24 protein-coding genes and 1 pseudogene are annotated in these 23,639 nt (G+C 36.0%); 8 read left to right on the top strand and 17 right to left on the bottom strand.

What is annotated here, in order from left to right:
• Positions 1 to 35: 35 nt before the first annotated feature.
• Positions 36 to 503 (top strand): GNAT family N-acetyltransferase, encoded by a 468-nt coding sequence (locus ACB089_RS00650; protein ID WP_374964724.1) that lies wholly within the window; start codon positions 36 to 38, stop codon positions 501 to 503.
• The gene (locus ACB089_RS00645; protein WP_374964722.1) at positions 490 to 1,839 is read left to right on the top strand and encodes an MATE family efflux transporter; all 1,350 of its coding nucleotides are present in this window, start codon (positions 490 to 492) and stop codon (positions 1,837 to 1,839) included. The genes ACB089_RS00650 and ACB089_RS00645 overlap by 14 nt, the downstream gene beginning before the upstream one ends.
• A gap of 64 nt (positions 1,840 to 1,903) precedes the next feature.
• Here the strand turns inward: ACB089_RS00645 and ACB089_RS00640 are convergent.
• The 5 genes and pseudogenes from ACB089_RS00640 to ACB089_RS00620 form a co-directional block, all read right to left on the bottom strand.
• A pseudogene (locus ACB089_RS00640) lies at positions 1,904 to 2,023 on the bottom strand (excalibur calcium-binding domain-containing protein); the annotation flags it as partial.
• Between the two features lie 197 nt (positions 2,024 to 2,220).
• The gene (locus tag ACB089_RS00635) at positions 2,221 to 2,670 is read right to left on the bottom strand and encodes a GNAT family N-acetyltransferase (RefSeq protein ID WP_374964720.1); all 450 of its coding nucleotides are present in this window, start codon (positions 2,668 to 2,670) and stop codon (positions 2,221 to 2,223) included.
• Between the two features lie 735 nt (positions 2,671 to 3,405).
• Positions 3,406 to 3,948, bottom strand: coding sequence for a GNAT family N-acetyltransferase (locus tag ACB089_RS00630; protein WP_374964719.1), 543 nt, complete (start codon positions 3,946 to 3,948; stop codon positions 3,406 to 3,408).
• Between the two features lie 124 nt (positions 3,949 to 4,072).
• The gene (locus tag ACB089_RS00625; protein ID WP_374964718.1) at positions 4,073 to 4,336 is read right to left on the bottom strand and encodes a CD3324 family protein; all 264 of its coding nucleotides are present in this window, start codon (positions 4,334 to 4,336) and stop codon (positions 4,073 to 4,075) included.
• Between the two features lie 347 nt (positions 4,337 to 4,683).
• Positions 4,684 to 5,724, bottom strand: a complete 1,041-nt coding sequence (locus ACB089_RS00620; RefSeq protein WP_374964716.1) for an AI-2E family transporter — start codon at positions 5,722 to 5,724, stop codon at positions 4,684 to 4,686.
• Positions 5,725 to 6,149: 425 nt separating this feature from the next.
• On the opposite strand from ACB089_RS00620, the gene ACB089_RS00615 reads away from it, so the two are divergent.
• A complete protein-coding gene (locus ACB089_RS00615; RefSeq protein WP_374964714.1) occupies positions 6,150 to 6,539 on the top strand; it encodes a RidA family protein in 390 nt (129 codons plus the stop codon).
• Between the two features lie 99 nt (positions 6,540 to 6,638).
• On the opposite strand, the gene ACB089_RS00610 is transcribed toward ACB089_RS00615, so the two are convergent.
• Positions 6,639 to 8,039 carry an amino acid permease gene (locus tag ACB089_RS00610; RefSeq protein ID WP_068985052.1) on the bottom strand — a complete coding sequence of 467 codons (1,401 nt, stop codon included), beginning with the start codon at positions 8,037 to 8,039 and terminating at the stop codon, positions 6,639 to 6,641.
• 435 nt (positions 8,040 to 8,474) lie between these two features.
• Positions 8,475 to 9,599 (bottom strand): IS4 family transposase, encoded by a 1,125-nt coding sequence (locus tag ACB089_RS00605; protein WP_374963085.1) that lies wholly within the window; start codon positions 9,597 to 9,599, stop codon positions 8,475 to 8,477.
• Between the two features lie 256 nt (positions 9,600 to 9,855).
• Between ACB089_RS00605 and ACB089_RS00600 the strand changes: the two genes are divergently transcribed.
• On the top strand, positions 9,856 to 10,389 hold the full coding sequence (locus ACB089_RS00600) for a helix-turn-helix domain-containing protein (protein ID WP_374964712.1): 534 nt from the start codon (positions 9,856 to 9,858) through the stop codon (positions 10,387 to 10,389).
• A 45-nt stretch (positions 10,390 to 10,434) separates the two neighbouring features.
• On the opposite strand, the gene ACB089_RS00595 is transcribed toward ACB089_RS00600, so the two are convergent.
• The 5 genes from ACB089_RS00595 to ACB089_RS00575 form a co-directional block, all read right to left on the bottom strand.
• The gene (locus tag ACB089_RS00595; protein ID WP_374964711.1) at positions 10,435 to 11,043 is read right to left on the bottom strand and encodes a flavin reductase family protein; all 609 of its coding nucleotides are present in this window, start codon (positions 11,041 to 11,043) and stop codon (positions 10,435 to 10,437) included.
• Positions 11,044 to 11,057: 14 nt separating this feature from the next.
• The gene (locus tag ACB089_RS00590) at positions 11,058 to 11,996 is read right to left on the bottom strand and encodes a ring-cleaving dioxygenase (protein ID WP_374964709.1); all 939 of its coding nucleotides are present in this window, start codon (positions 11,994 to 11,996) and stop codon (positions 11,058 to 11,060) included.
• Positions 11,997 to 12,486: 490 nt separating this feature from the next.
• Positions 12,487 to 13,080 carry an NADPH-dependent FMN reductase gene (locus tag ACB089_RS00585; protein WP_374964708.1) on the bottom strand — a complete coding sequence of 198 codons (594 nt, stop codon included), beginning with the start codon at positions 13,078 to 13,080 and terminating at the stop codon, positions 12,487 to 12,489.
• Positions 13,081 to 13,263: 183 nt separating this feature from the next.
• A complete protein-coding gene (locus ACB089_RS00580; RefSeq protein ID WP_374964706.1) occupies positions 13,264 to 13,581 on the bottom strand; it encodes a hypothetical protein in 318 nt (105 codons plus the stop codon).
• Positions 13,582 to 13,611: 30 nt separating this feature from the next.
• Positions 13,612 to 14,136, bottom strand: coding sequence for a GNAT family N-acetyltransferase (locus ACB089_RS00575; RefSeq protein ID WP_374964704.1), 525 nt, complete (start codon positions 14,134 to 14,136; stop codon positions 13,612 to 13,614).
• Between the two features lie 163 nt (positions 14,137 to 14,299).
• On the opposite strand from ACB089_RS00575, the gene ACB089_RS00570 reads away from it, so the two are divergent.
• The 3 genes from ACB089_RS00570 to ACB089_RS00560 are packed head-to-tail and all read left to right on the top strand — an operon-like array spanning position 14,300 to position 16,609.
• The gene (locus ACB089_RS00570) at positions 14,300 to 14,641 is read left to right on the top strand and encodes a PadR family transcriptional regulator (protein WP_374964703.1); all 342 of its coding nucleotides are present in this window, start codon (positions 14,300 to 14,302) and stop codon (positions 14,639 to 14,641) included.
• A complete protein-coding gene (locus tag ACB089_RS00565; protein ID WP_374964702.1) occupies positions 14,638 to 15,135 on the top strand; it encodes a hypothetical protein in 498 nt (165 codons plus the stop codon). The genes ACB089_RS00570 and ACB089_RS00565 overlap by 4 nt, the downstream gene beginning before the upstream one ends.
• A 7-nt stretch (positions 15,136 to 15,142) precedes the next feature.
• Positions 15,143 to 16,609 (top strand): serine hydrolase domain-containing protein, encoded by a 1,467-nt coding sequence (locus ACB089_RS00560; RefSeq protein ID WP_374964700.1) that lies wholly within the window; start codon positions 15,143 to 15,145, stop codon positions 16,607 to 16,609.
• Positions 16,610 to 16,635: 26 nt separating this feature from the next.
• On the opposite strand, the gene ACB089_RS00555 is transcribed toward ACB089_RS00560, so the two are convergent.
• Both ACB089_RS00555 and ACB089_RS00550 read right to left on the bottom strand, forming a co-directional pair.
• Positions 16,636 to 17,181, bottom strand: a complete 546-nt coding sequence (locus ACB089_RS00555; RefSeq protein WP_374964699.1) for a cupin domain-containing protein — start codon at positions 17,179 to 17,181, stop codon at positions 16,636 to 16,638.
• Between the two features lie 524 nt (positions 17,182 to 17,705).
• On the bottom strand, positions 17,706 to 18,830 hold the full coding sequence (locus tag ACB089_RS00550; RefSeq protein WP_374964698.1) for a serine hydrolase: 1,125 nt from the start codon (positions 18,828 to 18,830) through the stop codon (positions 17,706 to 17,708).
• Positions 18,831 to 19,210: 380 nt separating this feature from the next.
• Here ACB089_RS00550 and ACB089_RS00545 point away from each other — a divergent pair, with 380 nt between their 5' ends.
• Positions 19,211 to 20,050 (top strand): YitT family protein, encoded by an 840-nt coding sequence (locus ACB089_RS00545; protein ID WP_374964696.1) that lies wholly within the window; start codon positions 19,211 to 19,213, stop codon positions 20,048 to 20,050.
• A gap of 87 nt (positions 20,051 to 20,137) precedes the next feature.
• Here the strand turns inward: ACB089_RS00545 and ACB089_RS00540 are convergent, their stop codons facing one another.
• The 3 genes from ACB089_RS00540 to ACB089_RS00530 all read right to left on the bottom strand — a co-directional run bounded on the left by ACB089_RS00540 (position 20,138) and on the right by ACB089_RS00530 (position 23,549).
• Positions 20,138 to 21,046, bottom strand: coding sequence for a D-alanine--D-alanine ligase (locus ACB089_RS00540; protein ID WP_374964694.1), 909 nt, complete (start codon positions 21,044 to 21,046; stop codon positions 20,138 to 20,140).
• Between the two features lie 4 nt (positions 21,047 to 21,050).
• Positions 21,051 to 22,499 (bottom strand): PLP-dependent aminotransferase family protein, encoded by a 1,449-nt coding sequence (locus ACB089_RS00535; protein ID WP_374964693.1) that lies wholly within the window; start codon positions 22,497 to 22,499, stop codon positions 21,051 to 21,053.
• 351 nt (positions 22,500 to 22,850) lie between these two features.
• Complete coding sequence (locus tag ACB089_RS00530) at positions 22,851 to 23,549, bottom strand: class I SAM-dependent methyltransferase (RefSeq protein WP_374964692.1); 699 nt, start codon at positions 23,547 to 23,549, stop codon at positions 22,851 to 22,853.
• Positions 23,550 to 23,639 lie beyond the last annotated feature (90 nt).

Genomic DNA, 23,639 nt, shown 5'->3' with positions numbered 1-23,639 from the left:
CTGAAAGAAATTAATAACAGAAAGGTTTTGACATTATGTTCACGGAAATTCGTGACATTACAGCTTTAAACAAAAAGGAAATTTTATCATTACGCATTGCAGATAATCAGCAGGATTTTATTGAGAGTACCGTGCAATGCTTGGCGGAGGCAGAAACTGATACACGTTTTATTCCAGTCGGATTGTATAGAGAGGACATTGCAGTTGGCTTCGCCATGTATGGTCTGTTCCCATATAAGAACAATGCGCAGCGTGTTTGGTTAGATCGCTACTTCATTGATGAACGCTATCAGCACCAAGGATTGGGAAAATACTTCTTACAGCAACTTATTAAATATTTAGTGGCTAACTTCAGCTGCCAAAAAATATATTTAAGCGTTTATGACCACAATATAGTAGCCATTCAGCTATATGAAAAATTTGGGTTCGTTTTTAATGGTGAACTAGATGAAAACGGTGAAAAGGTAATGCTATTGGAGGTACATGCCCATGACAACCATTAATCCTATTGAAACAAGACCGCTGAAGCCGTTATTTTTATCATACTTATTCCCAGCGATGATTGGCATGTTGCTGATGTCGGTCAATATTTTAGTAGATGGTATTTTCGTAAGCCACGGAGTTGGAACAACCGCTCTAGCTGGAGTAAATATCGCCGTACCAATTTTCTCTATATTACTATCCATTTCCCTTTGGATTGGTATGGGTGGGGCTACACTATTTTCAATTTCTCTTGGTGAGGGCAATAAAAAACGGGCGCATCAGCTCTTTACATTAGCATTTACAACCATGGTCATTGTGGTTATGACGATCGTCCTATTACTTTTATTAAATTTAAAGGAAGTTTCCTATATATTCGGGGCAAGTGATGCAACCTATCCTTATGTCCAAGAGTACCTACATGTTATTTTAGTATTCGGTGTATTTTATACGATTGAAAACCTATTAAGCATTTTTATTCGAAATGATGGCAATCCAAAGCTCGCCATGATGGGCTTAATTACTACATCTGTTTTAAACATTATTTTAAACTATATCTTTATTTTCGTGTTCAATTACGGCGTAACAGGCTGTGCCCTAGCTACAGCACTCTCCACAATGATCGGTATGTCCGTGCTATGCCTTCATTTCTTCAGAAAGCAATCCGAATTAAAATTTGTGCGTAATTTTTTCAGCCTATCTGATTTAAAGAAAATATTTGCTATTGGGCTACCAAGCTTTATCGTTGAAGCCTCTGTCGCTGTAATGGTCATTTTATATAACGTGACATTTTTACATTATTTAGGACCAAATGGAGTTACTGCATACGCCATGATTAACTATATTCATACGGTACTGTTAATGGTATTCCTTGGTATTGGTATGGCTCTACAACCTCTAGTTAGTTATCACCACGGGGCAAGATTAACAGAGAGGTTAACAGCGCTGTTGAAAATCGGTATTGCCACTGCCCTTATTTTAGGTTTAACTACTGCCATCATCGCTATGTTATTTCCTACACAGCTAATAGCACTATTTGGTGATAGCACGCTGGAAATCCGCAACATGGCGGCGCAGGGCTTTGCATACTTTGCAATTGGCTATGTATTCCTTGGTATGAATATGGTGTTTGCAGAATTCTTCCAATCGATTGAAAAAATCCGACTTGCAACTACCATTATGTTATTACGGAGCATTATACTATTTATCCCTACGCTCATACTGTTACCTAAATTGCTTGGCCCACAAGCTATTTGGTGGACCTTCCCTGTCGCAGAAGGCATTACTGCATTGCTCATTTTTATCTTTATGAAGAGAAAATCACATACGATTTTCTCAGAGACAAGCAGCTTAAATTAGAGCTATAAACGAAGAAGAAAACCCCTTTCGATTTTGTTTCGAAGGGGTTTATATTGTTTAACTTCTATTTTTCACAAGCCCATCCATCTTTATCTCTGTCAAGCTTATCTTGATAGGCAGGATGATCTTTTTTCACACCTTTAGGGTATTTTTTGTTTAATTCTTTACAGTTTTTAAATGTCTCTTTCGCTTGTACATCAGCATTAAATGATGTGACTGAGAATACTAAAGTTACTGTTAATAAAGTTATAAGTAGTTTTTTCACTATAACACCTCCTAATGGATAATATTACAGAATATAGAATACAGAAACAATACTAAAGTAATAGACTTACTGAAAGAAAATTCAAAAAGGACCTTAAATAGGCCCCTTTTATATTATTATAAATATTTGATGACGGCCATTTCTTTACCAAAGCGATCACCATAATCTTTAAATCCCAAGCTTGAATATAAATAATGTGCACCTTTATTTTCTGGATGATAACCTACTATAATTTTTTGCGCATTTGGTAATTTAGCTATTTCTGCAATCATTAGCTCAGTAGCTACTTTCCCTATACCCTTACCTTGAAAATGCTTATCTATCATAATTCTATATATCCAATAGCCATCAAGCTCTTCTATTACAGAATTAAACATTAAGAAACCTACTACTCGCTCTTCAAAATAAATAACGTATGGTTTTAATGTTGGCTCAAACTTTGATTGTGCTATTGAAATAGCGTTTGGTTCAATATAATCTCTTTGCTCTTCTGATATTTGTAATAGGCAACACTCATACCAATTTTCTGCATTGACTTCTACAATTTTCACAGCATTCTTACTCATACATTTTTCCCCTTCCGAATTCAGGGAAACGCTTCATATCATTGTTAATTATGCGTTATCCCCCAGTATTTCATTATAAAAACAGTTTTGTTTGTCATAATGACCGCCCCCTTTAACAAATATTCACCATAATATCATATCATATTTTTCCATATATTATCACTTTTTATTAAAACTGGTTTATCACCAAAACGTGTGGTTGATTTCCGTTCCGACTGGGCGCTTTCCTGGGGGCGTCCGATGAGCCGCTTCACTCGCGTTGCTCGCTCCAGGGTCTCGGGCCTACACGATGTGGGTCACGAAGGCGTTATCACAGGACGTGATGCTCTTAGCCTTCGTTCCTCTACCGCTGATCCCCAAGGAGTCACCCAGCCTCCACTCCAATCAACTTATTTACATAGTATATGTTTTAACAAATGTCATCCACAACTTTTGGTGATGGGCTTTAAAACTTCAAACAAAAGCCATAACTACCTAAAGATAGATATGAAAGCCAGATTTAATAACATAATTGTTCTTCATATATTGACAGCAAGAGGTCTCCAAACCACGGATCTAAATAAGTACCTCGGTAATTTGGTGGAGTAATTCTATATACTTGAACATAACAAAAAAGCACCTTCAAAAGAGAGATGAATTTTCTCATTTAAGGCTGCTTTGTTAAGATTCCTATTTTAAAATTCCTTGTTTTCTTCAATATTACCATCCTGCAAAAACTACCTTCGTAAAAATCTTTTAATAGTTCTTTTTTAATTCCATATATTCATCTCGAAGTATACTCATAATAATCTCATCAGAATACTTCCCGTTCATAAGTAAGGACTGTCTTAATACGCCTTCTTTTTTGAAGCCCACTTTCTCGTAGGATTTCATTCCACGGATATTATGAGAGTAAACCTGTAATTCTAAACGATTAAGCTGTAGCTCCTCGAACGTAAATTTTTGAACAAGCTGAACCGCTTCGGCCCCATACCCTCTCCCACAGTTTTCTATACTGTGCAAAGCTATGCGAAACATTGCCTTTTGATTGTCTAAGTCTATTTCCATGATAGCTAAATCACCAATAATACGGCTATTCTCTACTAAGCAAATGGCAAAATCATAACGTGTGGAATCTTCGCTAAATCGATTCAAAGCCTCATTAATCTGATCTTTCGTTAAAAGGTTACGAGTGCCCGTCATATACATAATTTCTTCATTTTGAAAGCACATGAATATACTATCTACATCATTTTCAGTAATTGGTCTTAAAAATACATCTTGTCCTGTAATTATCATTAAAAACCCTCCCTTTAACTATATTAAACAGGATTTATATTAGAAAGAATATGCCTAGTTCCTTTAAGAAACGTTTTAGACATACGAAAAGCACCAACATTTCAGCTGTTAGTGCTTCTATGAGTTACCTTGTATAAACAATTTTTTTAATCGTTTCTACCGCTAGATGATGCTGGGTAGATAGTTTTTCAATTGAAGTTCCATTCTTAAACGCTTCTTTTATCGACTTATTTCTACCTTCAATATATTTCTTTGTGCCTGAACGTGCACCCCACTCTAAATAAGTGTTTTCTATTTTAGGAATATAAATCATTTCACCTTGAACATATTTTTGGATTTCTAGTAAAAGCTCTTTCGGTAAGATAACTGAAGCCTTCTTATAAGCCATATTGCCAACCCCTCATTTTTATTTTGAAAATAAAATAAGGTAGCAAAGCTAATTTTATAAGAAATACTTCGAGGCAAATAATCAATTATGCCTCACCACCTATAGAAGTGGGAGACTTTTGCTGAAAGAAGTTAAAATTTACCCCATGCAAAGTATTGCCATATTAAAATTAAGCTTTGCATGGGCTGCTTCCGTATCTAGGAACTTACTATATTCACTCACTTCTATCCCCCCTTACATTGTAAATTTATTCAAGTTTATCTTAGCATATATATTTTTTTCAATTAACAAAGACAAAAAGGAATCATACACACTAGATTCCTTTTTGAACAAAAACTTTATTCACTTTACTTACCTGGCACTGCCGTGGCATGTTGCTCTTCACCCTCTGAGGACGTAACCCCCAGAATATCGAGTAAGAACATAAATAATGGGATACCGATAATTAAGCCCCACACACCGAAGAAATGCTCTGAGAAGAGAATAACGATAAATGTATAGAAAATCGGTAAATCTGTCTTCGCCGACATAAGCTTTGGATTTAAGAAGTATGCCTCTATTGCATGTAAAATCATAACAATAATCAAGATATAAAAAATGTACATGAAACCACCGATACTGTATGCAATGATACTTAGAGGAATCAAAGACATAATGACCCCTGCGACAGGCACTAATCCTAGTATAAAGAGCATAATCCCTAATGCAATCAAATGTGGGAAGCCCATAATATATAGGGCAATAACAGATAAAACACAATTGACGGCTGCAATTATAAATTGTGCCTCAATCACTTTACCAAAAGAACGAATGAATATTCTTGAGAAATATTGTAACTCATAGTAAAGGTGACTCACTTTGCTATCCTTAAATTTCGCTGTAAATTCCGTAATACGTTTCTTCTCAAGTAAAATAAACAAGCTTAAAATTAGGGCGATGAACACATGTAAGATGATTTTACCAATATTCGTAATATTTTTAAGAGTTAGGTCCACACCCTGCTCTAAATATTTGCCAAGTTCAATTTTCTCAAAAGTTGGAGCTAAATACCTTGTAATCTCGTTATCATCTGGATCGAGACTAAAGCTAGCAATAAGGTCAAAAAGCTGCGTAATTTGTTGGGTTACGACAGGCAAATACTTATAGATAACAGCCACAATCCCTGCAACAAGTAAAAGATAGAGGGTAACTGTCACGGCTTTCTCGTTCATTGGTACATACTTTCTAATCTCTTTTGTTGTCTTTGTGGTAAGCTGATTCATCAAGTAAGTAATAATGAACGTGAGAAGAACAAGATTAATCATACTTCGCATCAAATATAGTGCAACAGCGATCCCGACTAGAATTATAAATCGTTTAAATCCATTACTTCGAAAGAAATTACTCATGTATTCACTCCTTCTACAATACGGCTTCGCTGTCTTTACTGCCTGGGTGTCGCTATCAAATGAACATAAGCAAGTAAAAAATTGATGTAAAACATTACGTATCATCCTTATGTAAATCCCCTCCTTCATTGGAATATTATTTCCATTACCACTTAAATGCATGCGCTTTTTAAGTCTTATTAGAAAATAATTAATCCAAGGAGCGAAAAGAATTGTATGCCTTATCATAATAAAAATTAATGACACTACTTTTGTACTTTATTGAAAGCTGTATCAGCGTTATAAGCCTTGATTCTATTATTCTATTATAACCTTTTGAACCATCATATCCAATGTAAGTTCTTATATGATGGTAGTAAAATTAGAATTAGTTTTAGTATGATATTCTCATTACAATTTTCACCATAATAGAAAGGATTGATTATATGAAAGTTGCAAGAAACCCGGAGGACATTCATCTACCAGTTGCTCCTTATGTACATCAGATTGAGGTGACAGGACCACAGAGATGGTTAACATTATCTGGACAAATAGGAATGGAGAAAGACGGGACTGTACCTGAAGAGCCATTAGCTCAAATGAAGTTAGCATTAGAAAATATCCGAAAGAATCTTGAAAGTGCAAATATGGAAATTCATGATTTAACGAAGCTAGTCTTTTATTGCGTTGGGGAAATGAATGCGGATCAAAGAAAACAAATAATAAGTGATTTTCTTGGTGATCACCTTCCATGTACGACATTAATTTACGTAGTAGCACTTGCTGCCCCTACCCTAAAGGTTGAGATTGATGCCTGGGCATGTAAGGAAGTTTAAACTTAGAATATGTTGGTATGAACAAGAATGTGCGTCCAGCTCTGTATGTAAGTTAGTTATAGAAACACCCCTTTAGAACCAAAGGGGTGTATGTCACATTTATAGATTTTCATTTTTAGCGTTCATTTTAGCATGTTTGTATCCATAGGCAAAATAAATAACTAAACCTATTGCCAACCATAGCAAAAAGCGTAGTATCGTAAATAATGGGAGACTAAAAATTAATACAAGACATCCTCCAACACCTACAGTTGCTACAAGCCATAACGCTGGTACTTTGAATACACGTGGTTGATCTGGTCGTGTATAGCGAAGAACAACAACACTAACTGTTGTTAAAGCAAAAGCAGTTAAACCGCCTATATTAGCAAATTCCGCTAATTCTCCGATCGATAAAAATCCTGATAAGAGAATTCCTGTTCCAACCACAATTAAAGTTGATAATACAGGTACTCCTGTTTTCTTATTTGTTTGTGCAATACGTTCTGGTAGAAGTCCATCACGGCTCATTGCAAACAGCACGCGTGTCGCACTAGTTGTATTGGCAATCATCGTAGCAAGCAATCCAAAAATAACTGATACTGCAATGATAGCACCTCCCCATTGAATACCAACAGATTGTAGTGCATATACAGTAGGATTTGGAACATCTAACTCAGGGGATGGTACAATACCTGTTAATACTAGTGCAACAAGTGCATAAATAAGCGTTAATACACTTAAACCACCAATTAAAGCTTTTGGTATTGTTTTTTGCGGATTTTTTACTTCTTCCAGAACAGTTGTTACACCATCAAATCCAGTAAAAGCAAAGAACACTAATGCTGCTCCCGCCATTACACCTGACCAGCCAAATGGTGTAAATGGTGTCCAGTTTATAGGGTTAACGTGAAAAGCCCCAATAGCAAGGAATAAGATAATCGCGCCAACCTTTGCAGCTGTAAATAACATATTTGATCGGCCCACATTTTTAATTCCGCTTAGTGCAATCCAAGCCACAATAAGCCAACCAGCCACAGCAGGTAGATTCACAATCCCACCATGAGCAATATCCTTTGTTAAAACTCCTGGCAAGTGAATTCCCACAGATTGTAAAAACGAATTGACGTATCCACTCCAACCAACTGCAACTGTACTAGAAATAACGATAAACTCTAATAGTAAGTCCCAACCGATTATCCAAGCAATAATTTCACCTAATGCAATATAAGAATAAGTATAAGCGCTCCCGGCGACAGGTACCATCGCTGCGAATTCGACATAAGCAAGTCCAACTGCAATTGTTACAAGCCCCCCAATTAAGAAAGAAACAACGACACCAGGACCTGCATGTAAAGCAGCTGTAGTTCCTGGCAGTACAAAAATCCCCGCTCCAATTGTGGCTCCTAGTACATACAGCAATAATTGCAACGATCCCAGTTCACGTTTAAGTTTAAAGCGTTCAACTTCAGTTATTTTATTGGCTTGCTCGATTGACTTTGTTCGTAAAAAATTTGCCATAATAACCACTCCATATTCAATAAAGATAGTAAACATACTATTTATACATTTTTTTAAATAATTATTATATTATCTATCTTTTAGAATAGAGTCAATAATAAGATTATTTACTCTATTTAAACCTTGCTAAAAACCGAGCTACTCGACACATTCTTTTATATGGAATTTTCCAATCTCAGATTACTAATTTACAGGGAAGCACGACGATAGAAGATGATTCAATTTCCATATGTGAGGTTTTCTAAAATAACTTAATCTGTACGTGTGAATTATTAATAGTTACATTTTTACACTAATGTCGCATTGATTTTAATTGAATTTTCTGTTTTCTATTTCTTCCGTTTTTAAAGAAAATGAAAGATACTTAAATAGAGATAGTAAACATCCATTTTTTTACTATAACCTTTGACTGGGGCAACTGACAGTTCTAAATCCTTATGGTACCGTAGTTCCTTCGATTTCCCGAAGCCAAATACGTGCGGGCTTCCATAGTGTTGCTTTTAAGTACCTACTAATTTGTAAGTACGTCAGTGAACTGTTTGTGTAAAGCTGTGCTAGCACGTTTAAGCAGTAAACGATCATCGCAATGTACACCTGATTATGCACAGCTAGCTCGCTTTGCCCGTAGAACTTTTTAATGTTCAGATGCTGTTTCATCCACTTGAAAAACAGTTCGATTGCCCAGCGTGACTTATACAGTTCAGCGACTTCATCTGCGCTTAAATCAAAACGATTCGTAATCAGATGTAGCTCTTTACCGTTTGGATCTAGTACTTCGATACGGCGAAATACATTTTCAGCACGATTTTGCGTGTTGCCAATCAGAATCATTTCATCCGATAACACCGATGACTGTTCAGGTACTTTAAATGATTCAATCACACGTGTTACGGCGTTTTTTCGTAAGCGTGAGACAAAGAAAAGTCCGTCATCTGTCATGCGGTCAAAGCGCTCATAATCTAAGTAGCCTCGGTCAAACACGTACATGCACTCCTTGTCATCAACGAGAATTTCAAGCTGACCACGATCATGTTCTTTCGCATTCGTCAGCACCGCTTTATCAGGGTACGAACAACCTTTTTCTAGGTAAACAAGGCGCAAATGTAACTTCACACCTGATTTTGTTTTACGGAATTCAGCCCATCTATGGTTGTTTAAGTTCAATGGCAATGTGCTAGAATCAATGATTTTTAGTGGTGTTGTGGTTTTTCGGCGCTGCTCAAAATGCGTTTTCTCATGAATTTGCCCGACTAAGTCTAGAAAAATTTGTTGGAAAAACTCAGTTGGCACTTGGTTTAATCGCCGACCTAACTGCGAAAAGCTGATGGACTCTAAATACGTTGCTTTTTGTAAGTCGTCTGATAACAGCGTGTCACTAATGGCACGTAGACTTTCGGTTTCATTCAGTTGCGCAAACAGTAATAATTTCAAGAATGAAGCGATGTGAAGCTTCTTTGTATAGTAATTTAATTGATGAATTTCAACTAATTTCTCCATTTGTGTAGAAGAAATAGGTGAAAACCATTGTTCAAATGAAGTTTTTCGTGTAAACTTATCCATGCTTATGTCCTTTATTTTGGATTTGGATGGTTTACTACCACCCAACCATTATAAAGGCTTTTTTTATGCACGGATAATATTGCGGAAAATTCAGTTTTTTAAAATCCGTTGAATTATTTTAATGCGACGCTAGTGACATTTTTAATATTATAAAGGCAATCATTTATTTTTTAGCATAAGCAAAACTCAAATTTGTAAAGGAGTAGACAATTAAAGCAAGAAACCCCATTATTCATAAAAGTTAGGACCGGGCAAAATGGAGTCCTATGAAGTATCGACATTAAAAAAGGGCATTTTGATTTTGGATCTATTACGTCAAAAACATTCTCTTACATTAACTGAAATTATGGAAGAATTATCAATAAACAAGACATCCGTTTTTCGCATGCTTTATACACTAGAAAAAATGAACTATGTGATTAAATATAATAAGTATTATCAATTAAATCCGCATATTTTTAGGGATGAACATTTATTTTGGCATAAAGATATCCAGTGGACATCTCTCGTAGCGCCCTATCAATTAGCCCGGCAAGAAGAAATAACGACTTATATTGGTATTTTGGAAGATTGTGAGATGGTGATAAAAAATGTGATCAGGGAGCCTTTTGAACAGCCTGCTTTTCACGCAATCGATACTCGAACACCCATGTATTCAAGCGCACTTGGAAAAGTAGTATTAGCTCATCTGTCACCTAAAAAACAAGTAGCTACCAATGTAAAAGCAACCGATGTCCTTTTAACAAAAGGAGATTTACTGAATATAGAAGGAATTTTAATAAAAAAATAAAACAAAAAATGCGAAAATGCTGTTATATCAACATTTTCGCATTTTTTATTGAGGACGTTCTAGCGCAAATATGTCTCCAATTTTTGCGTAATTTGAGCCAGCCAGTCTGCTAACCGCTTTTAATTCCCTCGGGTCAATACGACCTTCATTATAAATGGTCTCATCTATATGAAATTGTACAACCTGACCAATGAACAAATCACCTGTCTGTTCGTCACCATTCATCAAAGGAATCGTCTGTACTAAGCTGCATTCCATTCGAACCTTTGCCTCTTTAATACCTGGTACAGATATACGCTGGCTATCGGTTAATGTAAATTGAGCTCCATCAATTTCACTTTCAGTTACAGGTAATGAAGCTGCCGTTTCATTCACCTGCTTAACATTATCCTCATCTACAATATGCACAACAAATTGTTGCTGATGATGAATATGTCGAGCGGTATCTTTTAAGCGCTCCTGTGGTCTTTGAACCGCTAGAGAAATCATAGGTGGATTTGATGACACAATATTAAAGAAACTAAAAGGTGCGCCATTGATGACTCCTTGCTCTGACTTCGTCGTAACAAAGGCAATTGGTCTCGGAATAATACTGCCAATTAATAATTTATAGTTTTCACGCTCAGTATTTTTCGTAGGATCAATCGAAATCAAACGACTCATCCTCCTTAATCAAGCGCACGCACTTCGATTGGAATTAATGTTCTTTCTAATTGTTCACGATGCTGTTCATATTGAGCTGGTAACATTAATTGGCTACCCATTGTCTCAGGTGTTTCATCATGAGCAAATCCAGGTGGATCTGTCGCAATTTCAAATAAAATCTCACCAGGTTCACGGAAATATATCGCATTAAAATAATTACGATCTTTCACTTCAGTTACATGTTGTCCATGATTCATTACATACTCTTGCCATTCTAGGTGGTCCGCATGATCTTGGGCTCTCCAAGCAATATGATGAACTGTTCCGACTCCCATTTGACCACGCATACCAGGAACAACTTTTAAATCTACTGTATTACCAATATCTGCGCTAGATTTGTAACGAGTATACTCACCTTCCGTTGCTACTTTTTCAAGTCCCATGACTTCAGTTAAAACTTTTGCTGTTTCTTCAGGATGACTTGAATAAAGTGTTGCTCCACCAAATCCTTTAATCGCAACCTCAGGAGTTACTTCACCAAATGTCCATTCATTCAATTCGCCTTCTGGACGTGCCACTAATTCAATATGAAGTCCGTGTGGATCATCAAATTGTATTACTTGTTCACCAAAGCGTTCTGTTTTTTGGAATGGAATAGCGAATTTTGCAAGGCGATTAATCCAATAAGTTAGTGCTCCCTCTTGTACAACATAAGTAGTTACACCAACTTGACCATCACCAATGCGACCTTGATAAGCATTCGCCCATGGGAAGAATGTAATAATTGTCCCCGGCTTACCACCTTTGTTACCGAAGTAAAGATGATATGTGCCTGGGTCATCGAAATTTACCGTCTGTTTAACTAAACGAAGGCCTAAAACACCAGCATAAAAATCAATATTTTCTTGTGGATGCCCTACAATGGCTGTGATATGGTGAATACCCGCAGTATGTTTTTTCATGTTAACAGTCCCTTTCATGATAAATGTATTTCTCACCTATACTTTATCCAATACCGTTCTACCTCAATCTTTGAACAAAAATCAATTATGCCTTGGCATAATTGCGTCTGGAATCGGCTTTGTGCTTAGGCCTGCGTGAGGGCCGACACGATGTCGGTCATTTCGGTAATGCCACAGGACGTGGCGTTTTTTCCGATGCAGGTCAGTTAGCCGTTATCGCATGGATGCGATGAATTTAGGCTAACATCCTTTATTGAACTCCTTTCCGATTCCATGACATCCGCCGGAGGCTTTGGGCCAACGTGATGTTGGTCACTCAGTCGTCGCCACAGGACGTGGCGTTCTTAGACTGAGTTCCTCTATTTCAGCGGGCGTTTGGACACCCGCTGAAAAACAGCTTATATTCGCATTCAATTCACCACCTATAGAGGTGGGAGACTTCTGTACCTGTCGCTACGCTTTCGGTACAAAAGACTTTTGCTGAAAGAAGTTAACGAATTGTATATAAAGCTTTTGACCAAGGAATTAATTGGTCTAACATTTGGTTAACAGAATCTGTTTGCACCTCTTTTGGTTTAAAATCAGTACCATTTTCAAAGTCTGTGAATAGTGACAATGCTGGATGTACACGGACATCTGCAATTAAAAGCTCACCCATAATACCACGTAAATGTTCAGCTGCACGTGCACCACCTACAGAACCATACGATACAATACCTGCAGCTTTGTTATTCCATTCTACACGCAAATAATCTAGTGCATTTTTTAGAGCACCTGTAATAGAGTGATTGTACTCTTGTACGATAAATACAAATCCATCTTGTTTTGCAATAATTTCTGACCAACCTTGAGCGCCTGAAGCATCTTGCCCTGGTTCACCTAGTAAAGGTAATTTGTAATCCGCAATATCAATAATTGTATAATTAGCATCTCCTCGTTGATCTGCGATTTCTTTTACCCATTGTGCTACTTGTGGACTAACACGCCCTTCACGTGTTGATCCGATAATAATCCCGATATTTAATTCTGCCATTGTTTTTTCCTCCTCTTTTTTTGAACTGAAAAATTTATTTAAAAAACCCATTATGATTACCTCCTTATGATGTGAAAAGTTAAACTTTCCACCCGGATTAAAAGGTTAGAATTCAATTATCTCGAATTCAGTTATCTTGAATTCGAGATAATAGTAACACGCTGGTTTAATTTACGTCAACAAGTTTGTTTAATGTTAAAAAAAGCAAAGATGTTATCTTAACAACATCTCTGTTTAACTATAAACAAAAGAATATTGAGCATCATTGGTATCTTGAAAAGCCTCTTCTCTGCTTGAACAAAGGTCTTGATATTCGAGGTTGTACGAAAACTGCTCTTCTGTAAAATCTCTTCTTTCCCCTGCGAGCATATTATAGAAATGCCAGCCTTCATCAAGCCATGTTTTATAAATCTCGCCTCCAAGAATATCATTTACAACTAATGCAGTAACTCCGCATTGTCCTCTTGCTGGATTATCTAGACTCCATTTTGAACTTGATTGACTTGACCAGGATTTTTTTAAAGCTCTTAGCAAATCTTTTTCTGTGTACATTTCACAACACCCTTTTCTAACCTAAAATTTTTAATAGGGTACATCATCCATTTTTATAGGCGTTGTTCTACCTAACATCCAATCATCTTTAATTGCACCATATAAGATACTATCTGTCACAGTACCATCTGCATTTTCCCAAGCATTTCTTAAATAACCTTCTTTCACAAAACCTGCTTTCGTAAAGCATTTTCTCATACCAATATTATCAACTCTCGTATAACCTTCGATACGAATTTTACCTTTTTCTCCAAACAGGTAATTTTGTAACCAGAGGAGTGTCTTTACTCCGTATCCTTTTCCTCTATAACGTGCATCTAAACGGATATCGAATAATGGGATTGTGTCATTTATGTCATGAATTATGATAATCCCAACCTTTTCTTCATTATCAATGATCCAATGCGTTTCGCGATCGTTGTGATAGTATCCTTCTGCATACGCTTTTCGAATAGATTCCTCTTTTAAAATTTGGTCAATATGATGAATCCACTTATTTTGAGTTAATAATTCCACTAAATTTTCAATTTCGTCTACTAATAGTTTATATTCCATTCATATAATCCTCCAATGAATAAAATTAGCGTTCTTGACCTTAAAATACCACTTTATTCCTTTCTACTGCATAATATATGCTTTGAAATTCTATGTCCTCCCAAAAGTATTCGTAACAAAACATATACTTGAAAGAAGTATATACTTTTGTTAAAGTCAATTTATGGATAGAACAAGTTTAGTAAAAGGTCATTTAGAAATGTGCGTGTTGTCTATATTGTCGCAGAAAAAAAGTTATGGTTATGAAATTATGAAGGAGTTAGAAAAACACAACTTAAAACTGAAAGGAGTAGGCAGCATTTATCCCATTTTGACTAAGCTGAAGGATCAAGAATGGGTTGATACTTACCGTGAAATGACGGACAACGGGAAGGTTAGAGTTTATTATGAAATCAATGAAAAAGGAGAAGTGTATCTTCAAAAAAAAATCAACGAGTGGTTGGAGTTACAACAAGATATAAAATCCCTACTGCAAAGTGGTTTGAAAGGAGAACTTTTTGAATGACTATGGAATTGAGTTTAGCAGAAAAGCAATATTTAAACGAAGTCCTAAAGGAATTAAAACAGTATCGTATCAGCACAACAGAAAGAAGAAATATCAAACAGCAGCTGGTAGAACATATTCAAGAATGTCGTGACTATGGAATAGATAGTATAGATGAATTGGGAGATACTACGACATTTATTAAAGATTTTCTAGAGATTAAGGGGATCGATCTTCATTCGGAAATACAACAAATACGGAAAAGTAGACCAGGATTATCATTAATTATTGGATTTTGTACTTTTATTGTTGCCTATCTTGGCTCCCAGCTAATACTATCGATGTTTTTAACGGATTCCTTCAATCCGCAAAATATGAACGCAACATTTGATTATCATATTGTCTACCAAATTTCTGATAATGCTTGGTGGAATTCCTTACTGATGTTAATGAGTATTTCTATTTCCTGTTCAATATCTATACTCACAGTAAAATTTATTGGAAGAAATAGGTGAAATTACGATGAAAACATTTCCGATATTTAAAGTTTTATTAGTATGTTTATTATTCATTCCGTTCAATCTATTTCTCCCAGTCTCACAAATTTCCGCACAACAAGACATCAAGAGTACTCTAGATAATTATGTCGAAAACTTTTTAGAAGAACAGCGGATTCCTGGGGCATCTATTGCCATTGTTCATAATAATGATCTTTTTTACTCCAAATCGTGGGGCGTAACGGGAGAATCTGCTGAAAAAGTAACTACTGACACTCCATTTGCAATTGGCTCTATTAGTAAATCATTAACAGGCTTAGGCATATTGAGATTAATTGATGAAGGCAAGGTTCAATTAGATGATCCAGTCCAAAAGTATATTCCATGGTTTACGCTTAAAGATAAAGAAGCAGCATCCCAAATGACCATCAAACATTTACTCACACAAACTAGTGGGATAAGCACTTATTCTGGCTTATCTATTTCAGATAAAGAATCTAAAGATTTAAGTGCTATAAAGGAAAATGTAGAAAGTTTATCGAATGTTAAGTTGACTGCTGCACCTGGGGAAAAACACCAGTACAGTAATGCTAACTTTTCTATTCTTGGTGCTCTCATCGAAGAAGTTACCAATCAAACCTATTCTGAGTATATGGAAGAACAAGTTTTTTCACCATTAGGAATGAAAAATGCAGCCGCTAATGAAAGCATGGCCTATAAAAAAGGGTATTTATCTGGCTATCAGTCATGGTTTGGTCTTCCAAGAAAAAGCTCAGTAACCTATGATAATGGCGGGGCACCATATGGATATATAACAGCAAGTGCCACAGATATGGTCCAATACATTAGACTTCTTAGTCAATCTGACAATAATAATTTTTTAAGCAAAAATGCTATGGACCTTTATGTATCCCCTCTCGTTCAAACTAGTAAAAATCGATATTATGGCCTTGGTGTACGAATCACAAATCCAAACTCAAAAGAAGAGATGATATGGCATTCTGGTTCAAACCCTGATGCACGTTCAGAAGTATTTTTTATACCGGAAACAGGTTGGAGCGGTGTGATTCTCACTAATAAAAGCCATATATTAGAAGAAGAGGCACTTCTATATCTTAAACAAGGGATTATCAATATTTTAAACGGAGAAGAACCGGTTGATGTACCTAAATATAAACCAACTATTCAACTCATAACAATTGCTCTATTATGTTTACTTTTCGCGATGTTTATTTGCCTACTAATAAAGGCTAAATCAAAAAAATCGAAAAAAAGACGTATGTGGCGTATTTTCGGTATGATACTTTTAGTTTTGGCAATTATCACCATTCCGTTATTAAATTACAGTACAGGATCACCTTGGAACACAATTAGATCCTTTTCTCCTGACATTGCCTTTTTGACTATATTAACGGTTACTCTTTTAACATTGAATGGCTTATTATCTATTTATATTTCATTTAAACGACATCAAAAAAGACAACTTCTCTAAGTAGGAGTTGTCTTTTTCATTAAACCTTAATCACCTGCAGCCATCGCATCTGCTTTCGTAACATGTACAGTGCCAAATGGGTGGTTTGGCGGAGCATATATCGTGTAAAGCTTTAGGGGTATATTCCCTGTATTCGTTACGTTATGCCACGTACCAGCCGGGACCATTATTGCGAAATTTTCATTTACATTTCTTTGGAAGTTTAAATTGTCTTTGCTAGGACCCATCTGAGTGACTCCATTGCCTTGTTCAATACGTAAAAATTGATCAACATGGGGGTGCATTTCTAAGCCAATATCTTCTCCAACATTAAGACTCATAACTGTAACCTGTAAATTTGATCCCGTCCATAGCGCAGTACGGTAATTATTGTTCTGCTTAGTAGCTTCTTCGATGTTAACGACAAAGGGCTTTGGTCCATAATCCTTTAGCTGGGGATTGTTGTTGCCATTGTTGACATAATAGAAGGAATTCGGTCCGTTATCATATGCTACATTGTTAGGATAAGCCCAGTACGCAGGTTGATAACCATAATTATACACCGATGTATTTCCGTAATAAGGATAGTACATTTACTTCAATCCTCTCACACATATTATCAATTTCGCCTTGGCGTAATTGTAGCTGACGCTTCGCTTTCGCTACAGATAAACAATGCATCCGGATTTTGACCTGTGCCTAGGCCTGCACGAGGGCCGACACGATGTCGGTCATTTCGGTAATGCCACAGGATGTGGCGTTTTTACCGATGCAGGTCAGTTAGCCGTTTTCGCAGGATGCGAAGGTTTTAGGCTAACATCCTTTCATTCATTCCTTTCAAAATCCGTGACATCCGCCGGAGGCTATATCTTCATTCAGTAGATGTTTGGATACCCTGAAAAGAAACCACATCCGCATTCATCCCAGCTTCTTCAGAAGTAGGGGCTTCGCTTTCATTACAAACCATTTGCTGAATGTAGATAAAATTATCGTATGCAAAGCACGGACGAAATGTACTTCATTTTCATATGTCAGAGAGGATTACCCGTAGTGGAAATAGAGCTTTGTGATGGATAAAAGTGGTTAAACAACACACCTGCAGTACTATACAAGAATTTTATATCTCGGACAATTCTTTTTTTAGTTGCATACGAAACTTCTCTTCTTTTAAAAATTTCAATTGAAAACCATTCAGGTTTTTAGATAATTTTGCTTGTTCTATCATATTTAAGTTATTAGCAAAGAAAGCAATCTCCGTCTGATTACCATCTTTATCTTTTGCATAGAACGCTAGTGTCAAAACAAATGCAGTAGAACCACCCTTTTGACCTGCATGAGTTAGCCATTCGCGATTTTTAGGATTTTGCATTAATTGTTCCAAGACTGGATCAAGATATTTATGTACATCTTCATGAAAGTATTTTTTACTATTGAGCTTTTCTAAAATAGAAATGTAGTCCGCTGTAGTTGCTTTTACCAAACGATCAGACCATACTTTTTGTATATCCATATTTAGAGTTTTTAATGACTGTTTTTTCTCCTCATCAGTAAGAGGATTCTTTAACCAGTTATTATGAATATTCAGCGCTCGATCCCGATATTCAGCCATATCCATATCTTTCATAACTTTTAATGTTTCTTCTTTAGTTATATTCTTTTCATTCATCAATTGAGTAGGAATATACGTTGCACTTGTGCTTGGATATAAAAGTTCATGATCTACTAGATCCAAACTCTTTAGAACCTCATTAATATTTTGAAGCCCTAGTACTCGCATTAAATATTCCGTATTTGCATTAGAACTGTAAGCAATCATTCCATTTGCTACTTCACTTAAAGGTACGCTATCAATATTTTTGCTTTGATTTAACTCAGAGATCCATGCTTCATGTGCCCCACCGTCTGTTTTTGGAATATAAAATGTTTCTAATTCCTTTAAACTAACTTGTTGTTGAGGATTTATACGTCCGTTTGCTGCCTGTTGTGCATATTCTATGGCTATAATAATTTTAACCGTGCTGGCTAAAGGAAATTGCTTATTCGTATTAACATCTACCCATTTCTCATTATTGTAATTAATCGCTAAGGATACATTTTCACTAGCTATATTGTCCTTGATGAATTGTACAATATAGTCAGGATTCTCTTCATTTATTTCTTTCTTAAACATCCAAAATCCAATTCCCATCACTAAACCACCGCAAACTAATATACCTGCGATAATCCAAAGTACTATATTCAAATTAATACCTCCATTATTAATAAGCCTCTTCCTGCAATGCTGTAGAGTTAGCATTATCCACACGCAATGCTATCTGGACTTTTAGTAGCTCCCCACTTCAATGCCTCCGAGATGTTAAGAGCCTAGACCTCCTAAATAGTGTAACTTACTATATCTACATAGGCAATTTTTAAAAAATACTCCAATTCACACCAATATTTCCGGCATCGCCATTGGTAATCTCTTCTACGCAAATATATATTTAATTTTCTCTCTGACAAAGGACATACTAACAATTACAGATTTATCACAAATGAACATTCCAAAAAGTATATAATATGAATAGAACTTGATATAGTATGTTCTTTAGGAAAAAATCAATTTTTTATGGTGGTGTGTGTATGAAGAAATACATTATGGATATTTTAATGATTATGGTTGGGTCGCTCCTTTTTGCGCTGGCTGTAAACTTATTTGTTATTCCTAATGATTTAGGTGAAGGTGGCGTAACAGGTATAACAATTATCGCGTATTATCTGTTTGGTTGGTCGCCAAGTATTGTAAGCTTTTTGCTAAACGCAGTTTTATTAGTGATTGGTTATAGATTCTTAAGTAGACAAACGACGATTTATACGATTATTGCCGTATCCTTCCATTCACTCTTTTTACATTTGACAGAATCATGGTCTATTTCTTCAAATGAAATTATTGTGAATACTATTTTTGGCGGGGTTTTTGCTGGCGTTGGTATAGGCTTAATTATAAGAGTTGGCGGAACAACAGCAGGTTCAACAATCTTAGCTAGAATGACGAACAAATATCTAGGCTGGAGTATTAGTTACGGCTTATTATTCTTTGATTTAATTGTTGCTTTTTCATCTTATTTTATTATTGGGGCAGAAGCATTAATGCTCACTATTATTATGCTATATGTCGGAACGAAGGTAATGGAATTTGTAATTGAAGGTGTGAACCCTAAAAAGGCAGTTACGATCATTTCGAAAAAGCCCGAAGAGATTGCCAGCCATGTGAGTGGTTTTATGAATCGAGGCGTCACAGTCCTATCAGGTCATGGCTATTATACGAAAGAGCAAAAAGAAATTCTTTATATTGTCATTAGTAAACAGGAAGTTGTAAAGCTAAAGAAAATCGTTAAAGAAATAGACAAGGATGCCTTTATCGCCATTCACGATGTAAGAGATGTGTTTGGACAAGGATTTATTGAATTATCGAAAGCTTAGTTTATAAGAACTGAATTTGAAAAACACCTTTTGTTGAAACAGGGATTATCACCTGTTAACGTAGAGGTGTTTTTTTATTATGCATACTTACTCGCTTTTCCTAACCTTTAAGGAGGATTCAATTATCATATCCAACAATTTCGTATAACTGATTCCAGCCGCAAGTGCACTTTTAGGTAGCAAGCTATTTTGGGTCATCCCTGGCAATGTATTGACCTCCATGACATACGGGATTCCATCCTTCACCATCAAGTCAACTCTGGCATAAACACTGCATTTTAATGCGTTATAGCAGGCTTTTGCGGCTTTAGCAACACGTTCATGGGTTGCAGGCGGTAACTCAACAACCTCTTCAATCGTTGCTTCATCATCATACTTTGCCTTATAGTCAAAAAACGCTGCTGTATGGCTGATTGAGATGATAGGTAAAAGCTTGCCATCAATAATGGCACATGTTATTTCATCGCCCTTAATATACTTTTCAATAATGATTTCAGAGCCCCATTTGAATACTTCAGCAACAGAGGCTAATAAAGATTCACTATCATGTACTATTTGTACGCCTACGCTAGAGCCACCCGAATTTGGTTTTACGACTAGAGGATAGCCCATTTTTTCTACTTGATCTAACTGAAGCTCTTCTCTATTTGAAAAATGAAGCCAGTCTGGTGTTTCAACGCCCTCATAACGAAGAATTTTTTTTGATATATTTTTATCCATACAAATACTGCTTGATAGTATCCCACTTCCGGTATATGGAACACCCAACGTTTCTAGGGCACCTTGAATCGTTCCATCTTCTCCAAATTCACCGTGAAGGGCTAACAAGGCTATATCCAGGTTTTTCACCTTTTCTATAAGCTCTTTTTTGTCATGTAGTTCAATTGCTACAACTTCATATTTACTCTGATCTAAATGAGCAATCATTTCTTGCCCTGTCATAATTGAGACTTGTTTTTCTGAGGATACCCCTCCCATAACAACGCCAACTCTCATTTTTTCAACTCCCCATGTCATTTTTTAAAGTATCACCAATGATTTGAATACCACGGACAATATCCTCGTCCTGTAACCGAGAAAATCCTAATCGAAATGTGTTACTTCCCCCACCATTCGTGTAAAAAACATCTCCAGGATAAAAAACAACTCCCTTTTTATAGCACTTTTCTAATAAGATCCGAGCGTTTATTCCTTCCTCTAACTCAATAAAGAGATGAAGTCCACCATCTCCCGTCATTCTTTTAAAAGGAATGTATTGCTTGCAAGCTTGACGGGCTAGTTCATATTTTTTCTTATAGACTGATCTGGCCTTTTTTAAGTATTTTTCAAAATAGCCGTCCAGCAAATATTGGTAAAGGACAGCCTGATCCAGTGTTGATGTATGAATAGTCCGCGCTCTTTTCATACTTTCTAAACAGTGGATGAGTTGCTTATCTGCTAAAATCCAACCAACACGTAAGCCTGGGAATAAAATTTTTGAAAAGCTACTAATATAGACAATACTGTTACCTGCTCCAATGAAAGTCATAAGCGGCGCTAAATGGGAGCCTGAATAACGTAATTCCTCATTAAAGCCATCCTCTACAATAGGGATTTGGTGTTTCGAAAAAAGTCGAATGATTGCATTCCTTTTTTCAGAGGAGGTAACGATCCCTGTCGGATTATGATAGGACGGGATTAAATATGCAAAATCATAATCCTTTTCTAATAAGCTTTTCTCTACTTGATCAATATCGATCCCATCATCCTGCATGTCAATTCCGTGTATTTCAAGTCCATGTAAGCGAAAAAGCTTTAATGCAGCATGGTGTGTAGGGTTTTCACAAAGCACTCGGCCGGATTTTTTAGCTAAGGAGGATATTAAAATATCCAGTCCCTCCGTAAAACCATTCGTAATCAAAATGTCTTTATTGGAAATATCGACGCCCTTTATTTCCATATAGTGCAGGAGGTACTCGATTAGAGGTTTATAGCCCTTCGCATAGCCATAATTCAAAACGATATCCCCTTCCATGGACATCCGCGTCAAAAAAGCTCTCTTAAAATTTTCAACATCAAATAGCTTTTCTTCCGGAGCAACACTATTGAATGAAATCATCCCTTTTTTCCAATGAATATCTTGCCTTATTAAATCTAATTCATCAGCTAACAAGGTAGCCTTATTAAGTCTTTCCTTCCAGTTCAATTCAATGGATGGTGTTTTCAATGTTGTGACCTTTCCTACAAAATTGCCTTTTCCCTTCACCGCATAGATGATGCCCTCTTGCTCTAAATCTGCATATGCATTCAGTACCGTATTTCTGCTGACTGCTAATAATTTACTTAGTTCACGGGTAGAAGGAAGCTTCTGATGCTCCAGCAGATGTCCCTTCATAATCATTTCCTTTAAATAATCCTTTAATTGCACATATACCGGACGATCATCTACAAGCTTAAAATCATTAAACACTCCCTTGACCCCCTTGCTTCATTTTTGCATAACTACATTTAACCTAAAAGGTCCACACCATATGTATTTTTCTTTCATAGTGGTTGCTCAAAGAAACCACATTTATTGCAAGCGTTGTGTTTATAATAAAAGAAAAACTCCCTTTTTGAAAAAAATAGATCAAAATGGAAGTTATATTCATTCATAAAGTTATTTAAAAATAATAAATTTCTATTCTATTTTATTATGATTCCATTCAATCAGATTGAGGGTTTCTCTCTATCAGGACATAATAGAGATGAGCTCTGGTTTCAGAACATATTCATAATCAATTTCACTTAAAGTATCTATGAAATTTGGCACTTCATCTGCTTATTTCTTTTTAAATAAACCTACTATAAATCCTTCTAAACCGAAATATGGCTCTTCATTAGACATGGCTATCATTTCTCGTATTTCAAGTGCTTCTAATGACTGAAATATTTCTCTTAGCTGATTTTTTGTATACCCTAATCCACCTTCTAAACTACGTTTAATATAAACTTCTTCATCTGAGATGGTAGAACCACCATATACACCTTGTTCTTCAAACGAGCATAAAGCGAAGTATCCATTAGGTTTTAATAATGTATGAATCAATTCAATATACGTCACACGTCGGTGAGGGGCTATGTGATGGAAACAGCCTGAATCATAAATAAAATCAAAACTCTCCTCTTCTAGATCCAGCTCAAAGATATTGGAACCAATTAACTCTACATTTATGTTAGCTTCATCAACCCTTTCTTGCGCCAATTGTAATGCTCTATCCGATACATCCACACCAACAACTGAACAACCTTGCTTCGCTAAGTAAATGGCATTTCGTCCTGCACCACAGCCTAGCTCTAAAACTTTACTAGGCTGAATCATCTTTTTTTCTAAATAACTGACTAGATTTTCATCAGGTTTATTAACAAAGAAAGGTATCTTTTTAAATGTTTTATCATAAAATTCATTCCAAAAATTTTGTGGTTCACGCAATAAATTATCCAGTAAAACAAGCAATTGTTCATTCGACTTAATTAGCATTTTACGCCTCCATTTATTACTTATTTATCCCATTCGAAATTATAAAATTGCACCCGACTGGGAGTGAACTAGTTTCATTTTATCACAAGG

This window comes from Lysinibacillus sp. RS10, assembly GCF_041956855.1.
Lineage (GTDB): Bacteria > Bacillota > Bacilli > Bacillales_A > Planococcaceae > Lysinibacillus > Lysinibacillus xylanilyticus_A.
The sequence above is the reverse complement of the archived record's forward strand: the minus strand, read 5'-3'. Positions and strand labels throughout refer to the sequence as shown.

What these genes read in the sequence shown, in the direction of transcription:
- ACB089_RS00650 (WP_374964724.1), top strand. Translation starts at nt 36, where the DNA reads ATGTTCACGGAAATTCGTGACATTACAGCTTTAAACAAAAAGGAAATT.
- ACB089_RS00645 (WP_374964722.1), top strand. Translation starts at nt 490, where the DNA reads ATGACAACCATTAATCCTATTGAAACAAGACCGCTGAAGCCGTTATTT.
- ACB089_RS00635 (WP_374964720.1), bottom strand. Translation starts at nt 2,670, where the DNA reads ATGAGTAAGAATGCTGTGAAAATTGTAGAAGTCAATGCAGAAAATTGG.
- ACB089_RS00630 (WP_374964719.1), bottom strand. Translation starts at nt 3,948, where the DNA reads ATGATAATTACAGGACAAGATGTATTTTTAAGACCAATTACTGAAAAT.
- ACB089_RS00625 (WP_374964718.1), bottom strand. Translation starts at nt 4,336, where the DNA reads ATGGCTTATAAGAAGGCTTCAGTTATCTTACCGAAAGAGCTTTTACTA.
- ACB089_RS00620 (WP_374964716.1), bottom strand. Translation starts at nt 5,724, where the DNA reads ATGAGTAATTTCTTTCGAAGTAATGGATTTAAACGATTTATAATTCTA.
- ACB089_RS00615 (WP_374964714.1), top strand. Translation starts at nt 6,150, where the DNA reads ATGAAAGTTGCAAGAAACCCGGAGGACATTCATCTACCAGTTGCTCCT.
- ACB089_RS00610 (WP_068985052.1), bottom strand. Translation starts at nt 8,039, where the DNA reads ATGGCAAATTTTTTACGAACAAAGTCAATCGAGCAAGCCAATAAAATA.
- ACB089_RS00605 (WP_374963085.1), bottom strand. Translation starts at nt 9,599, where the DNA reads ATGGATAAGTTTACACGAAAAACTTCATTTGAACAATGGTTTTCACCT.
- ACB089_RS00600 (WP_374964712.1), top strand. Translation starts at nt 9,856, where the DNA reads ATGGAGTCCTATGAAGTATCGACATTAAAAAAGGGCATTTTGATTTTG.
- ACB089_RS00590 (WP_374964709.1), bottom strand. Translation starts at nt 11,996, where the DNA reads ATGAAAAAACATACTGCGGGTATTCACCATATCACAGCCATTGTAGGG.
- ACB089_RS00585 (WP_374964708.1), bottom strand. Translation starts at nt 13,080, where the DNA reads ATGGGTTTTTTAAATAAATTTTTCAGTTCAAAAAAAGAGGAGGAAAAA.
- ACB089_RS00580 (WP_374964706.1), bottom strand. Translation starts at nt 13,581, where the DNA reads ATGTACACAGAAAAAGATTTGCTAAGAGCTTTAAAAAAATCCTGGTCA.
- ACB089_RS00575 (WP_374964704.1), bottom strand. Translation starts at nt 14,136, where the DNA reads ATGGAATATAAACTATTAGTAGACGAAATTGAAAATTTAGTGGAATTA.
- ACB089_RS00570 (WP_374964703.1), top strand. Translation starts at nt 14,300, where the DNA reads ATGGATAGAACAAGTTTAGTAAAAGGTCATTTAGAAATGTGCGTGTTG.
- ACB089_RS00565 (WP_374964702.1), top strand. Translation starts at nt 14,638, where the DNA reads ATGACTATGGAATTGAGTTTAGCAGAAAAGCAATATTTAAACGAAGTC.
- ACB089_RS00560 (WP_374964700.1), top strand. Translation starts at nt 15,143, where the DNA reads ATGAAAACATTTCCGATATTTAAAGTTTTATTAGTATGTTTATTATTC.
- ACB089_RS00555 (WP_374964699.1), bottom strand. Translation starts at nt 17,181, where the DNA reads ATGTACTATCCTTATTACGGAAATACATCGGTGTATAATTATGGTTAT.
- ACB089_RS00545 (WP_374964696.1), top strand. Translation starts at nt 19,211, where the DNA reads ATGAAGAAATACATTATGGATATTTTAATGATTATGGTTGGGTCGCTC.
- ACB089_RS00540 (WP_374964694.1), bottom strand. Translation starts at nt 21,046, where the DNA reads ATGAGAGTTGGCGTTGTTATGGGAGGGGTATCCTCAGAAAAACAAGTC.
- ACB089_RS00530 (WP_374964692.1), bottom strand. Translation starts at nt 23,549, where the DNA reads ATGCTAATTAAGTCGAATGAACAATTGCTTGTTTTACTGGATAATTTA.